Source organism: Rhizobium sp. WSM409 (assembly GCF_057653825.1).
The window spans coordinates 1,667,115-1,681,607 of sequence record NZ_CM172794.1; the positions used below are offsets into that span (position 1 = coordinate 1,667,115).

Genomic DNA, 14,493 nt, shown 5'->3' on the forward strand with positions numbered 1-14,493 from the left:
CAACAGCGCATGAGGTTATGCGAAAGCCGCTCAGGCTTTTTGGCATCATGCTCGGCACACTGCAATTTTTCACCCGTAAGCTATGGTTATCAATTTCTCAAAAATATCGTACTGATTCCAGCATCTTAACTGCGTGGTAATACTAACGCGTTTTAATAGACTCACAAATGGTTGCGTTCTCAGTGGGTCGAGTCATGCGTTTCAGTCTTTCGCCAAAGTTCGGGAAGTCGGCCGGTAATCTTCTGGTTGTTAGCCTGCTGGCAAGTGCCGCAACAGGCTGCAGTTCCGATGTGACACGGTTTGGCGGCTTGTTTTCCTCCTCCGGGCAGGACCAGATCACCACAAGTTCCATTCCGCGCAGGAATATGAACGGTTCTCAAGGTGATCCGGTGCCGCGCGCCGATCTTGGCGGTTCGGCCGTTGCCAGCCAGTCGGGCTACGGCGGCGGCAATGATGCGCTGAATCAGCCTTATCCCGTCCGCCAGGGTTACGATCCGACCCGCACGTCGAGCTCGAGCGCACGTCTCGCTTCCGCGCCGGTCTCCGTGCAGCGTTCAGAATTGGCCGCGCCGACAGCGGCGGCACCCTCCCGGCAGCGGGAAAAGGAAGTCGCGCTCGCTCAGCCTTTCCCGACTGCGCCGCAAGCCGAAAGGCCCCGATTGGTGGCGCCGGCTGCGCCGAAGATGACGCCCGATACGCTGACGACCGGCACGACGCCGAAGGTTTCCGGCTGGTCTGCCACCAACGCTCCGTCGGTGACGCTGCGTCCGGGTGAAAGCATCGCCACCCTCTCCAGGCGTTTTGGCGTACCGGAAAAGGAAATTCTGCGCGTCAATGCTCTGAAGACGGCATCTGCCGCCCAGCCCGGCCAGGCGATCCTGATCCCGACATTCAACGGCGGCAATGCCGCCAAGGCGGCATCGCAGGCGGCTGACCTTTCCAAGCCCGGCAAGATGCCGGATGCGCCGAAGGCGCCTGAGCAGAACGTTGCCGTCATTCCGGGCGCCAATTCCGCCCGCGACAAGACGCTGGCGAGTGCCGATGTCACCGGTAAACTTCCCGCCGGCGCCGGCAAGGATCCGAAGGCGCCTGCCGGCACCTATGTCGTCAAGCAAGGCGATTCCCTGGCAAAGATTGCCAAGGCGACCGGTAGCAATGTCGACGACCTTAAAGCCGCCAACAATCTGTCGGCCAGTTCGCTCCGCATCGGTCAGGCCCTGAAGATCCCGAACGGCACCGCCGACAATATCAAGACCGCCTCGATCCCGGCCGAGAAGGTCGATCCGAAGCCAACTCAGCCGGCGGCTCCCCAGCAGACGGCTTCCGTTCAGCCCGCGCCCTACAAGGCGCCGGCCGCCACCCAGACCGTCGACGATGTCGAGAAGAAGTCGGACGTCAGCTCAGCCGCGCCGGAATCGACCGGCATCGGTAAATATCGCTGGCCGGTGCGCGGCCAGGTCATTGCCTCATACGGTGCCAACGTCAACGGCAACCGCAATGACGGCATCGACATCTCGGTCCCGCAGGGCACGCCGATCAAGGCTGCCGAAAACGGCGTCGTCATCTATGCCGGCAACGGCCTGAAGGAACTCGGCAACACGGTTCTTGTCCGTCACGACGACGGCACCGTCACCGTCTACGGCAACGCCGATACGCTGAGCGTCACCCGCGGCCAGAAGATCCAGCGTGGCCAGACCGTCGCCGTCTCCGGCATGAGCGGCGACGTCAAGCAGCCGCAGGTCCATTTCGAGGTGCGCAAGGATGCGTCCCCGGTCAACCCGATGACTTTCCTGGAATAGGTATTGCGTACCAGGAAACGCAAAAGCCCGGCCACCAGCCGGGCTTTTGTCATTTGATGGATACCGCCCAAAAGTGTGCAGCGGTTCTGGGAGGACGACGTGCAGAAGAAAAAGATCGAAAGTGCCTTGCATGAATCAAGTTCGATGCGACGTGCTTTAGATGTTTAGTCCCGGTCGATGTGAACCCGCATGCGTCCGGCCAGATCCTGAATATATTGCCAGGCGACGCGGCCGGAGCGTGCGCCGCGCGTCGTTGCCCATTCCAGCGCTTCGGCATGCATCTTGTCGCGTTCGAGCCCGAGCTTGAAGTGATCGGCATAGCCGTCGATCATGCCGAGATAATCCTCCTGGCTGCATTTGTGAAAGCCGAGCCAGAGGCCGAAGCGGTCGGAAAGCGAAACCTTCTCCTCGACCGCCTCCGACGGATTGATCGCCGTCGACTGCTCGTTTTCCATCATGTGGCGCGGCAGCAGATGGCGTCGGTTGGAGGTGGCGTAGAACAGCACATTGTCCGGCCGCCCTTCGACGCCGCCGTCGAGTGCCGCCTTCAGCGACTTGTAGGCGGTGTCGTCGTGATCGAAGGAAAGATCGTCGCAGAAGACGATCACGCGGTAGGGTGTGTCCTTCAGGAGGTCGAGCAGATGGGGAAGGCTGGAGATATCCTCACGATGGACTTCTACCAGTTTCAGCAACACACTGCTTTCGCGCCTGACATCCTCGTGCACGGCCTTGACCAGCGAGGATTTGCCCATGCCTCGCGCGCCCCAGAGCAGCACATTGTTGGCGGCATAGCCCTCGGCGAAACGCACCGTATTCTCATGCAGAATGTCGCGCACGTGATCGACGCCGCGGATGAGCGTCAACGCCACCCGGTTCGGCCTCTTGACCGGCTGCAGATGCTGGCGCAATGGCGCCCAGACGAAACAGTCGGCGGCATCCCAGTCGTTGCGGGCGGGCGCCGGTCCGGCAAGACGTTCGACGGCGTCGGCGAGCCGTCTCAGTTCGGCAAGCAGGGCTGTGTTGATTTCCTCGGTCATCGACGGCCTCCTGATTTCTCGCTGCGGCAATCCGCTTTGATCTTTCGATGTCGGTTAGCATGGCGTTTTGAATGCGGAAAGGTTATGAGGCAGCGGAATCGGTACTGTTTCCGGCTGTTTCTGTTGCATTCATCGAAGCCGTAACTATAGTCCGGCAACCTGAAAAGAGAGGCGGAGTTCCGCCGCCCAAGCCTGAGGAGTTTAGCATGTTCATCACCCCGGCATTCGCCCAGAGCGCGACCGATACCGCAACGGGATTCGGCGGCTCCGGTTTCGAAATGATCATCCTGTTCGTGCCGCTGATGGTCGTCTGGTACTTCCTGCTGATCCGTCCGCAGCGCGCACAGGCAAAGAAGCGTGAGGAGACCCTGAAGGCGATCCGTCGCGGCGATCAGGTCGTCACCGGCGGCGGTCTCGTCGGCAAGGTCACCAAGGTCGTCGACGAAAAGGAAGTCGAAGTCGAGATTGCTGACGGCGTGCGCGTGCGCATCGTCCGCAGCGGCATCTCCGAAATTCGCGTCAAGGGTGAACCGGTCAAGGCCGACGCGGCGTAACAAGCGATAACGGCAGGACCGCCGGATCGGAAGATCGTCGAGAGAATGTTGCATTTTTCCCGCTGGAAAACACTTCTGATTTGGCTGGCCGCGTTTGCGGCCATCGTCATCGCTGCGCCCAATCTGCTGACTGAGGCGCAGCGATCCTCCCTGCCGGACTGGTTGCGGCACGACCGCGTAGTGCTTGGGCTCGACCTGCAGGGCGGCTCGCATATCGTTCTAAAGGTCGAGCGTTCCGACATCGTCAGGGACCGCCTGGAAGAGCTGGTCGCCAATGTGCGCAACGCGCTGCGTGGCGCCAGCATCCGCTATACCGGGCTGACCGGCAATGACCAGACCGTCACCGTCCGGATCACCGATCCGGCCCAGACACAGGCGGCGGTCGATCTGCTGAAGCCTTTGACGACGGCCGGCGGACATTCCGGATCTGAGGTTGCGCTGCAGCAGGGCGAAGAGGGGCAGCTCTCACTGCAGATTTCCGACGCCGGCATTACTGCTGACGTCGCTTCCGCCCGGACCCGCTCGCTCGATATCGTTGGCCGCCGCATCGCCGGATTCGGCTATGATAATTTCCTCGTTCACCCCGATGGCGCCGACCGGATCGTCGTGCAGGTGCTGGGATCGGTCGACGCGGAGCGGCTGAAGAATATCCTGAACCAGCCGGCCAAGCTTTCCTTTCATTTGATCGACGAAAGCATGTCGGGGCAGGAGGCGCTGAACGGCCGTTGGCCGGCGACATCGCAGGTGCTCTATTCGCTTGACGATCCGCCGATCCCCTATCTCGTCGACCGCACCGCTTTCGCCAACAGCGGCAACATGGTCGATATCGAGCCTGTCATCGACCCGCAGACGCAGGAGACCTCGATTGCCTACCGTCTCGATGCCGAAGGCACGCAGCGGTTGGCGCAGGCGACCGGGCAGAATATCGGCAAGCATCTTGCCATCGTCTTCGACGACCAGGTGATGTCGTCACCGGTCATCGATGCGGCGATCACCGGCGGCGAGGGCAGGATTTCGGCAAACTTCTCCGAGGATGGCGTCCGCGACCTTGCGATCATGCTGCGCGCCGGCGCCTTGCCAGCGACGCTGACCAGCGTTGAGGAACGCAGCGTCAGCCCGAGATTCGGCGCTGATTCCATCTTCAACGGCATCGTTGCCGGCCTCGTCGCCGTCGTATTGGTCGCGGCACTGATGATCGCGCTCTATCGCATCCTCGGCATCATCGCCGTCGCCTCGCTCTTCCTCAACCTGATCCTCATCGTCGCGGTGCTCAGCCTTGCCGGCGCGACGCTCACCTTGCCCGGGATTGCCGGCATCGTGCTGATTGTCGGCATGGCCGTCGACTCGAACGTTTTGATCTACGAGCGAATCCGCGAAGAGGAGAAGACCACTCATTCCTTTGCGGAGGCCGTCGGCCGCGGTTTCTCGCGCGCATTCGCAACGATCGTCGACGCCAATGTGACGATTTTCATTGCGGCCATCATCCTCTTCTTCCTCGGCAGCGACTCCATCCGCGGTTTCGCGGTGACGCTTGCGGTCGGCATCCTGACGACCGTCTTCACGGCTTTCACGCTGACGCGCTCGATCGTTGCCGTCTGGCTGAGCGCGCGCCATCCCCGGCATCTGCCGAAGAGCGTGCTGACGCATCTTTTCGAGCACGCCAATATCCGCTTCATGGGGATTCGCCGTTATGTCTTTACGGCCTCGGCGGTCATTTCGCTGATCGCCATGGCCGCCTTTGCCACCGTCGGCTTGCATCTCGGCGTCGATTTCACTGGCGGCTCGCTCATCGAGGTGACGGCAAAGCAGGCCAATGCCGAGATCGCCGATATCCACTCGCGCCTCAATGATCTCAATCTCGGCGATGTCAGTGTCGAGCGCACGGGCGGGCCGGCGAATGCGCGGATCCGCATCGCTTCCCAGGGTGGCGGCGAGAATGCCGAGCAGTCGGCGGCGACGCTGGTGCGCGGCGAGCTCCAGGAAGATTATGATTTTCGTCGCGTCGAGGTCGTCGGTCCCGCCATCTCGGGCGAATTGACGATGATGGCGACGCTCGGCGTGCTTGCAGCTCTTGCGGCGATCCTCATCTACATCTGGATCCGCTTCGAATGGCAATTCGCGGTCGGCGCCATCGTCGCAACGCTGCACGACGTCATCATCATGCTCGGTCTCTTCGTCCTCACCGGCATCGAGTTCAACCTGACGAGCATCGCCGCCGTACTGACCATCGTCGGTTATTCCTTAAACGATACGGTCGTGGTCTACGACCGAATGCGCGAAAATCTCAAACGATACAAGAAGATGCCGCTGCCGATCCTGATCGATGCCTCGATCAATCAGACGCTGTCTCGCACCGTTCTGACCGCGGCGACGACGCTGATCGCCTTGCTGGCGCTCTTTCTCTTCGGCGGCGAAGTCATCCGCTCCTTCACCTTTGCGATGCTCTTCGGCGTCGCTCTCGGCACCTTTTCTTCGATCTATATCGCTGCTCCTGTCTTGATCGTCTTCCGGCTGCGGCCGGAGGCTCCCGACGGGGAAGAGAGCAACAAGACGGATGCTGGTGTAAAATCCGGCACGGTGGTTTGAAAACATGGCAAAAGGCATAGAAATCCGCGCTGCGCATTTCCCCGGGCGCGCTCCGATCGATGCTTACGGCAATGGTGGCTTTCGTTTTGCCGACATGTCGCATCGCGGCTCGATCCTTTGCCTGCCCTCCGGCATTCATGGCTGGGACATGGATATGTCGAAACCGCTGTCGCCTGAAAACTTTCGCCGGGTGCTGGATGAGGCCGCCGATATCGAGGTTCTGCTCGTTGGTACCGGAACCGAGCTTCGCCGTCTGCCCGAGGAATTGAGGCTGGCGCTGAAGTCGCGCGGCATCTCCTCCGATCCGATGAGTACCGGAGCGGCGGTGCGCACCTTCAATATCATGCTCGCCGAGCAACGTGCCGTCGCCGCGGCGTTGATTGCGGTCTGACGATGACTGAAGCGAATATTGCGACGAACCAGGAGATCTGCCTGGCGATGCTGCGTGACAGCGATCGCGACCGCTATCTCGCCTGTCTGCTGTCGCCGGAGGCAAAGCGCGGCGCGCTTGCAGCTCTTTATGCCTTCAATGCCGAGCTTGCCCGCATCCGTGATCTCGTGCACGAGCCGTTGCCCGGCGAGGTACGGCTGCAATATTGGCACGATCTTCTGGAGGGCAGCGCGCATGGCTCGACAGCGGCCAATCCCGTTGCCGCAGCACTTCTGACCGCGATCGAAACGCACCGCCTGCCGCGCAAGACGCTGATCGACATGGTCGAGGCCCGCACCTTCGATCTCTATGACGATCCGATGGAGACACGTCTTTCGCTTGAAGGCTATGCCGGTGAAACGGCATCGGCCCTGATCCAGCTCGCAAGCCTGGTGCTTTCGCCGGAGGAAGCCGCACGATCGGCCGACGCCGCCGGCCATGCCGGGGTCGCCCAAGCGGTCGCCGGGCTGTTGCTGCTGATGCCAGTGCATCGCCGCCGCGGCCAGATCTATGTTCCGCTGCAGATCCTTTCGGCCACCGGTCTCGACCGCGATGCCTTCCTCGCCGGAAAAGACAGGCCGCGCATCTCTGCCGCCATCGAGGCCTTCGCCGGCCTCGGTCGCGAACATCTGGCAAAGGCGAGGGCGGCGGGGCCGATTGCGCCGGCCGTCTTTCCAGCCTTCCTGCCGGCGACGCTTGCCGAACCAGTGCTCATCAAGGCGCAGAAACGCGGCGCCTTGCTGTTCGACCGGCCGCTGCAGCCGCCGCAATGGCGCCGCCAGCTGCGGATGGGGCTGGCTGCTGCACGCCGAAAAATCTGATATCGGTCAAATTCGCGCAAGTCTCGCGCGCTACAAGGCTTCCACCGCTACCCTTTGAACGGAGACTCGGCGTGGGCATTATCGTCTGGTGCGTCCTTTTCGCCATCGTCATTTTCATTGCTTTCGTGGCAACACGAATGGCCGCGCAGAACAAGGAAGACGGCCTGCATGACACGGGCCTCGCCATTATCGAATTCGGTCGCGCCTTTCCGAACGAGGCGATCCGTCAGCTGCAGACGACGGAAAATGGCCAGGCCGTCTTCGTGCGTCTGCATGACAACAAGGCCGGCTTCATGCGCAACATGTCGCGCCATTTCGCCTGCCATCTGATCGAGCCGGGCCGGGTGCGCGTCGTGGGCTCGGAAACGGGCAGGGGCTTGGTGATCGACTTTCTCGATGCACCCTATCACAACGGCGATTTCCAATTTGCTTCTGCCAAGGAAGCCTCGGAAGTCTCGCTGTGGCTGCTCGGCAATTATATCGCCGAGCCGGATAAAGACCTGCCGCCCGGCAATATTTCGGCGGCGAACAAGCAGTAATTCATGCCGCCCAAAACCGTGCAGCGTTTTGCGACGACATGCATAAAGCAAAGACTTCAAGCGGGTCGCTTGAACCGGGTTCGATGCGACACGCATAGAAGCGCCGTTCAGGCGCTTTCGGCAAGCGTCGATTCTTGACCGAGCCAGGTCGCGCAGTCGGCAAGGGCGCGGCGAGCGATCAGCTGCCGCTTCATGATCGTCTTGTCCTTGCCGCGGAAGCGCTTGACGCCTTCAGGTTTGACGATCGAACCCGGCTGGAGCTCCGGAAACAACCCGAAATTGATGTTCATCGGCTGGAACGATCGTTTGCCCGGTTCCTCGTCGGTGACGAGGTGCCCACCGGTGATATGACCGAGCAGGGAGCCCAGCGCCGTCGTTGCCGGCGGCAGCGAGATCGCCTCGCCCTTGCGTTCCGCGGCAGCGAAACGCCCGGCCAGTAGACCGACGCTGGCGCTTTCCACATAACCCTCGCAACCGGTGATCTGGCCGGCAAAACGCAGGCCGGGCCGCGATTTCAGCGTCAGCGACGGGTCGAGCAGGGTGGGCGAGTTGATATAGGTATTACGGTGCAGGCCGCCGAGACGGGCAAATTCCGCATTTTCCAGACCCGGGATCATTCGGAAGATGTCCGCCTGCGCGCCATATTTCAATTTCGTCTGGAAGCCGACCATATTGTAAAGCGTGCCAAGTGCATTGTCCTGCCGCAGCTGCACGACGGCATAGGCCTTGACTGTCGGGTTATGCGCATTCGTCAGCCCCATCGGCTTCATCGGTCCGTGGCGCAGCGTCTCGCGGCCGCGTTCGGCCATCACCTCGATCGGCAGGCAGCCGTCGAAATAAGGCGTGCCTTCCCATTCCTTGAAACCGACCGTGTCGCCTGATATCAGCGCGTCGACGAAGGCATTGTACTGCGCCTCGTCCATCGGGCAGTTGATGTAATCCTTGCCGGTGCCGCCGGGGCCGACCTTGTCGTAGCGCGACTGATACCAGCAGATATCCATGTCGATGCTCTCGCGGTAGACGATCGGCGCGATGGCGTCGAAGAAAGCAAGCGAATCCTCGCCGGTTTCCGTCTGGATGGCGCTCGCGAGCGACGGAGCCGTCAGCGGTCCGGTGGCAACGATGGCAAGATCCCAGTCCCTCGGCGGCAGGCCGGTGATCTCTTCACGCACGACGGTGATGAGCGGGTGGTCATGGACCGCCTTGGTCACCGCCTCGGAGAAGCCGTCGCGATCGACGGCGAGCGCACCGCCGGCCGGTACCTGGCACCGATCGGCCGCGGCCATGATCAGCGAGCCCGCCATGCGCATCTCGGCATGTATGACGCCGACGGCATTGCTGGTCGCATCGTCGGAACGGAAGGAGTTGGAGCAGACGAGTTCGGCCAGGCCGTCGGTCTTGTGCGCATCTGTGCCGCGCACCCCGCGCATTTCATGCAGGATGACCGGGACGCCGGAACTGGCGATCTGCCAGGCGGCTTCCGAACCGGCAAGCCCGCCGCCGACGACGTGGATAGGGGAATAGGAGGAGATCGTGTTCATTCCGGGCTGATATCATGTCGGCCGGTGCGATCCAACACCCCGGAATCAAAAACGGCGCCCTGAGGCGCCGTCTTGGAAGCATCGCGCCCGCTATTAGCGGAACGAGCGGGATGCGATATTCCGGATGTCGTAACGGCTGACGCCGATATCGGACAGGGTCTGGTTCGAAAGGCCGCCGAGTTCGTTGAGCGTACGACGGTAGCTGAGCCAGCTTCTTGCAATGCGGATCGGGTTCATTGTCTTCTTCCTATGTCCGCGGGACGGCGGGATCGCCTGTCTCTCTGCGGTTGATGTTTATATAGGCGCGATCCGTCCGATTGTGCAGTGCAAATAAAAGGCGTCTGCCATGCAATTGTGCACTATGATGCTCGACAATTAGGCGGTGAATATTTTTTGAGCGAGCTAATCATGCGGAAAAACATGCAACCGCCGCGGCCAACCCGTTAAGACACGCGGCCAACCCGTTAAGACAAAAGAAAACGCCCGCTGTGGGTACAGCGGGCGTTTCGATCGAGAACAATCGTGCCTGGGAGGAGCAGCGATCGCCTTGAATTAGCGGGAAGAAGCCTCACGGGCAACGCGATGGATGTCCGAACGGTCGATGCCGAGATCGTGCAATTCGCGGTTGGTCATGCGGCCGAGTTCCGTGATGGTCTGACGATACTTGCGCCAGTTATTGAAAGAGCGAGAGAAGTTCATGTTAAGCCCCTTTCCGAGGGTTTCATCTGCCAGCAGCCACCGATCGGCGCTGACCTCTATTTGATGACCCGAATATATGTTGCGACGCGAAAGACTAAAACACACAAGTTTTCAGATCACCTATGCGAGCTATGCAATGCTTAAAGGGTATTTGACGCAAACTTACCGTTTTTTGGTCAACGAATAGGCAGAATGACTTTTGAGAAAGCAATTCGATTTGGAGAGGCGAATGCGGCCTCGTTGCGGAAAAACGCTACTTCCTCCGGCGGTTCCGCGTCCATTCGGTGCAAAGAGGCGTGCCGCTTCGGATCGGACGTCGCCCACCTCTTCGCAAGGCTGGTGGGGCGGCGTGACGGCAATGTGGCATGACGGCGCCATGCGACGAAAATCCTCTCACTGCCAAGGCTATAATGAAGCTTTGGCTAAACAAAAACGCCCGCCGGGGGAGGATCCGGCGGGCGTGTTATGGTGACTGACAACTGGGAGGAGGAGTGTTGTCAGTCTATCGCAGCGCGCTGGGAGGAGGAGTGCGCAGCTGCGAATCTCGTCACGGACAAAGCATCCGCGGGCGTCCGGCTAATACCGGGCCGGGGCGCCATCCCCGTGCTTCGATGCGTTAATCAATAGTATGACTAATGAGTATTGTGCAGTGCAATAAATTCATGGGGGATATGCGAAAATTACATACCTCTCCGTTCATAAGCTTATATTAGCGCTTATGACGTTAGCGGCCGGTTAACACTCGATACTATTTAGACCAATGAGGAACTTGTATATTTGTCGCAAGAGCGTTTGCGAACACCCTTGCTGCGTCTATAACGGCGTGAGCTGCAGCGCCGCAGTCGACGTTGCGGAAATCGAGGGGTTGAGCATGTATCGCGGCAGATTGGAGCGGGATCTCTCACTCTGGGTGGGTAAGGGCCTGCTCGGGCAGGAAACGGCAGGTGCGCTACTCGCCGAATATGACAGCCGCCCGGCAAGCTTCAGCCTCGGCCGGGTGCTGATGGCGCTGGCAGCGGTGCTGCTTGCAGCTGCCATCCTGCTTGTCGTCGCCTCCAACTGGGAGGCCATTCCGCGCCTCGTGCGCGTGGGTGGCATCCTTGCCCTGATCTGGGTAGTGCATATCGCCGCCGCCAGGATGCTTGCCCGCGGTGCGACAGCGGCCGCAGGCGGGTTGCTCGTCATCGGCGCGATGAGTTTCGGCGGCGCCATCTCGCTGGTCGGGCAGATGTATCATCTCTCCGGCGACGAGCAGACGGTGATGTATCTGTGGTTCGCGATTGCGACGATCTCGGCGATCCTGTTCCGTTCGGGCGCCGTGACCGTAGTCGCCGGCTTCCTCTCCTGGGCGTCCTTCGCCGTCTATCTTGAGAATAACGACACGCACTGGATAGGGTTCGCCCCCTGGATGGCGCCCGTCATGGCGGTGATCGTCATCGGGCTGGTGCGGTATACCGGCGCCGAGCGGGCCCGCCACCTGGCCTACCTGCTGCTGATCGGCTGGCTTGCATGGCTCTATACTCTTTATGAGGAGATCGCCGTGGCGCTTGCCTTTGCAATCGGCGGCATGGCGGCATTCGTGCTGACGGCCTTGCCCCCCAGGCCTATTGCCTCCTTGGTCAGAACCGCCGGTGCGGCGCCGGCCTTCTACAGCTTCCTCGTCGCCGTAATCGGCTTCCTGCTGCTGCATATCGAGATCGAGGATGGCTGGCGGCTGGTGGTGCTCGGAGTGGTGACGCTTGCCGCTTCCGTGCTGGCGATCGTCCTGCGTGGCAGGGATAATGGCGCGGTGCGATATCTCGCCTACGCGACCTTTGCCGCGGAGATGCTCTATCTCGCCTCCGTCACCGTCGGCTCGATCCTCGGCACGTCGAGCCTCTTCCTCTTCTCCGGTCTCGTGGTGGCGCTTGTCGCTTGGATGGTCATCCGTCTCGAACGGCGTTTTTCGGCGAATGCACAGGGGGAGCGCGCATGAGCTCGTTCATGGCAAGGCTGCAATCCGGCAAGGGCTATCTGCTTTCGGCGATCATCGTCGCCGGTCTGCAGACCCTTATCCTCGGCACGATCATCCAGAGCCGGGCGTCGATCCTCAGCGACGGCGCCGAGGTGCTGCTGAAGACGGCGCCCGTCGATCCGCGCGATTTCCTGCGCGGCGACTATGTCGTCTTGAACTACGACATTTCCTCGGTGCCGGTGCAGACGGTTTCCGGCGGCATTCCGGCCGAGGCCGGCGAGCGGGTGTTATGGGTCCGGTTGAAGAAGCAGGAGGACGGTTTCTGGACGGTGACCGAATCGTCCTTTCACGAGCTGCCTCCGCAGCCGGAGACCGTGATCCTGCGCAGCCAGCCATTTTATAGTGGCGGACTTGCCGCCGGCGACAGCATGCGTGTCGAATACGGCATCGAGCGTTACTACGTTCCAGAAGGCCAGGGCAAGCCGATCGAGGAGGCCCGCAATGACGGCAATGTCGCCATCGCAGTGCGTGTCTCGCCTGATGGAAGCGCGCAGATCCGCAGCCTGCTGGTTGACGGCAAGCCGGTTTACGACGAGCCGCTTTACTGATCGCGTCACACTTCGGGGCAGGGCGGTTCCGGGGCCGCAAATCCCCTGTCATTTACCGTTCATTTTTCCTTTGCCTCGACCAAATCGGGTGATATAGAGACGCCGCGCTCCGGAAGGCCTCATGCGCAGGCATAGGCATGCGGTTTTGTGAACGCGGGTATGGTGAAATTGGTAGACACGCCAGATTTAGGTTCTGGTGCCGCAAGGCGTGGGAGTTCAAGTCTCTCTACCCGCACCAAGCTGTTTGCAGGCGGGAGACTGAATCGGTTGGCTTAGGGCAGCCGAGAGTTGTCCCGAATAGCCCGCGAGTGCCGTTCCCCCTTGGGCGGAATGATACAGGAATTGGGAAAAGCCACGCGCGGCAGGATCGCCGGCGTCGTGCTCATAGAAACGAACGGCGTCTGGGCACGGCCGCCACGAAATGAAGGTAGGAAGACATGCAGGTTATCGAAACGCTCGCTGAAGGGCTGAAGCGCGAAATCAAGGTCGTTATCCCGGCCAAGGACATGCAAGACAAGATGAATGAGCGTCTTGCCGATGTGAAGGACAAGGTTCGCATCAACGGTTTCCGTCCGGGCAAGGTCCCCGCCGCTCACCTGAAGAAGGTCTACGGCAAGTCGATCATGGCCGACCTCGTCAACGAGATCGTCCGCGAGCAGCCGGCCGCCATCCTGTCTAGCCGCGGCGAGAAGTCGGCCACGCAGCCGGAAATCGCCATGACTGAGGACAAGGACGAAGCCGACAAGATCCTCGCCGCCGAGCAGGATTTCGAATTCACGCTCTCCTATGAAGTGCTGCCGCCGATCGAACTGAAGTCGGTCAAGGGCATCAAGGTCACGCGCGAAGTCATCGACATCTCGGACGACGAAGTCAACGAGCAGGTCCTGAAGGTCGCCGAAAGCGCCCGCGCCTACGAGACCAAGACCGGCAAGGCCGCGAACGGCGACCGCATCACCATGGATTACGTCGGCAAGGTCGACGGTGAAGCCTTCGAGGGCGGCACCGACCAGGGCGCCGAACTGGTGCTCGGCTCCGGTCGCTTCATTCCGGGCTTCGAAGACCAGCTCGTCGGCATCAAGGCCGGCGCCGAGAAGACCATCACCGTGACCTTCCCGGCCGACTACCCGGCCAAGAACCTCGCCGGCAAGGAAGCGACCTTCGACGTCTCAGTCAAGGAAGTCGCCGCACCTGCCGATGTCGAGATCAACGACGAACTCGCCTCCAAGCTCGGCATCGAATCCGCTGACCGCCTTAAGGAAATCGTCCGTGGCCAGATCGAATCGCAGTACGGTTCGCTGACCCGCCAGAAGCTGAAGCGTCAGATCCTCGACCAGCTCGACGAGATGTACAAGTTCGAGACCCCGAACTCGCTCGTCGACGCGGAATATAACGGCATCTGGAGCCAGGTGAACAACGACCTCGCCCAGTCTGGCAAGACCTTCGAGGACGAAGACACGACCGAAGAGAAGGCTCGCGAGGAATACAAGACGCTCGCAGAGCGTCGCGTTCGCCTCGGCCTCGTTCTCTCCGAAATCGGTGAAAAGGCCGGCGTCGAGGTCAGCGAAGACGAGATGCAGCGCGCCATCTACGATCAGCTGCGCCAGTATCCGGGCCAGGAAAAGCAGATCCTCGAATTCTTCCGCAGCCAGCCGGGTGCCGCCGCTTCGATCCGCGCACCGATCTTCGAAGAGAAGGTCATCGATCACCTGCTGACCGAAATCGACGTCACCGACAAGAAGGTGACCAAGGAAGAGCTGCTCGCCGAGGAAGAGGGCGAAGCCAAGGCCGAAACCAAGAAGGCCGCACCGAAGAAGAAGGCTGCCGCCAAGGCCGAAGCAGCTGACGCCGTTGAAGGCGACGAAGCCGCACCGAAGAAGAAGGCTGCTCCGAAGAAGAAGGCGGCTGACGAAAGCGCCGAATAATCG

The 14,493-nt window shown here is 61.0% G+C and carries 13 protein-coding genes and 1 tRNA gene; 10 read left to right on the forward strand and 4 right to left on the reverse strand.

Features of this window, described 5'->3' with window-relative positions; translation table 11 throughout:
* The first annotated feature begins 194 nt into the window (after positions 1-194).
* Positions 195-1,799 (forward strand): peptidoglycan DD-metalloendopeptidase family protein, encoded by a 1,605-nt coding sequence (locus AC25BC_RS08410; RefSeq protein WP_026157328.1) that lies wholly within the window; start codon positions 195-197, stop codon positions 1,797-1,799.
* Positions 1,800-1,963: 164 nt separating this feature from the next.
* Here AC25BC_RS08410 and AC25BC_RS08415 read toward each other — a convergent pair whose 3' ends face one another.
* Positions 1,964-2,836: an ATP-binding protein gene (locus tag AC25BC_RS08415; protein WP_012757246.1), complete on the reverse strand. Its 873-nt coding sequence runs from the start codon at positions 2,834-2,836 to the stop codon at positions 1,964-1,966.
* Between the two features lie 206 nt (positions 2,837-3,042).
* Between AC25BC_RS08415 and yajC the strand changes: the two genes are divergently transcribed.
* From yajC to AC25BC_RS08440, 5 genes are all read left to right on the forward strand, one after another.
* Positions 3,043-3,390 (forward strand): preprotein translocase subunit YajC, encoded by a 348-nt coding sequence (gene yajC / locus AC25BC_RS08420; protein WP_003558894.1) that lies wholly within the window; start codon positions 3,043-3,045, stop codon positions 3,388-3,390.
* A gap of 45 nt (positions 3,391-3,435) precedes the next feature.
* Positions 3,436-5,976, forward strand: coding sequence for a protein translocase subunit SecDF (secDF, locus tag AC25BC_RS08425; RefSeq protein WP_128439359.1), 2,541 nt, complete (start codon positions 3,436-3,438; stop codon positions 5,974-5,976).
* A 4-nt stretch (positions 5,977-5,980) separates the two neighbouring features.
* Complete coding sequence (locus tag AC25BC_RS08430; protein WP_003539009.1) at positions 5,981-6,367, forward strand: Mth938-like domain-containing protein; 387 nt, start codon at positions 5,981-5,983, stop codon at positions 6,365-6,367.
* A gap of 2 nt (positions 6,368-6,369) precedes the next feature.
* Positions 6,370-7,227 carry a phytoene/squalene synthase family protein gene (locus AC25BC_RS08435; protein ID WP_128439360.1) on the forward strand — a complete coding sequence of 286 codons (858 nt, stop codon included), beginning with the start codon at positions 6,370-6,372 and terminating at the stop codon, positions 7,225-7,227.
* 71 nt (positions 7,228-7,298) lie between these two features.
* Positions 7,299-7,766, forward strand: a complete 468-nt coding sequence (locus AC25BC_RS08440; RefSeq protein ID WP_017993777.1) for a hypothetical protein — start codon at positions 7,299-7,301, stop codon at positions 7,764-7,766.
* A 107-nt stretch (positions 7,767-7,873) separates the two neighbouring features.
* Here AC25BC_RS08440 and trmFO read toward each other — a convergent pair whose 3' ends face one another.
* From trmFO to AC25BC_RS08455, 3 genes are all read right to left on the reverse strand, one after another.
* Positions 7,874-9,307 (reverse strand): methylenetetrahydrofolate--tRNA-(uracil(54)-C(5))-methyltransferase (FADH(2)-oxidizing) TrmFO, encoded by a 1,434-nt coding sequence (trmFO, locus tag AC25BC_RS08445; protein ID WP_012757250.1) that lies wholly within the window; start codon positions 9,305-9,307, stop codon positions 7,874-7,876.
* Between the two features lie 93 nt (positions 9,308-9,400).
* A complete protein-coding gene (locus AC25BC_RS08450; protein WP_003539017.1) occupies positions 9,401-9,544 on the reverse strand; it encodes a DUF1127 domain-containing protein in 144 nt (47 codons plus the stop codon).
* A 315-nt stretch (positions 9,545-9,859) separates the two neighbouring features.
* Positions 9,860-10,006: a DUF1127 domain-containing protein gene (locus AC25BC_RS08455; RefSeq protein ID WP_012757251.1), complete on the reverse strand. Its 147-nt coding sequence runs from the start codon at positions 10,004-10,006 to the stop codon at positions 9,860-9,862.
* 871 nt (positions 10,007-10,877) lie between these two features.
* Between AC25BC_RS08455 and AC25BC_RS08460 the strand changes: the two genes are divergently transcribed.
* The 4 genes from AC25BC_RS08460 to tig all read left to right on the forward strand — a co-directional run bounded on the left by AC25BC_RS08460 (position 10,878) and on the right by tig (position 14,490).
* Positions 10,878-11,981: a DUF2157 domain-containing protein gene (locus tag AC25BC_RS08460; protein WP_012757252.1), complete on the forward strand. Its 1,104-nt coding sequence runs from the start codon at positions 10,878-10,880 to the stop codon at positions 11,979-11,981.
* Positions 11,978-12,568, forward strand: coding sequence for a GDYXXLXY domain-containing protein (locus tag AC25BC_RS08465; protein ID WP_012757253.1), 591 nt, complete (start codon positions 11,978-11,980; stop codon positions 12,566-12,568). Before AC25BC_RS08460 ends, AC25BC_RS08465 begins: the two co-directional genes overlap by 4 nt.
* Positions 12,569-12,721: 153 nt before the next feature.
* Positions 12,722-12,806, forward strand: a tRNA-Leu gene (locus AC25BC_RS08470).
* Between the two features lie 199 nt (positions 12,807-13,005).
* Entirely contained in the window at positions 13,006-14,490 is a 1,485-nt protein-coding gene (gene tig / locus AC25BC_RS08475) for a trigger factor (RefSeq protein WP_012757254.1), read from the forward strand.
* Positions 14,491-14,493 lie beyond the last annotated feature (3 nt).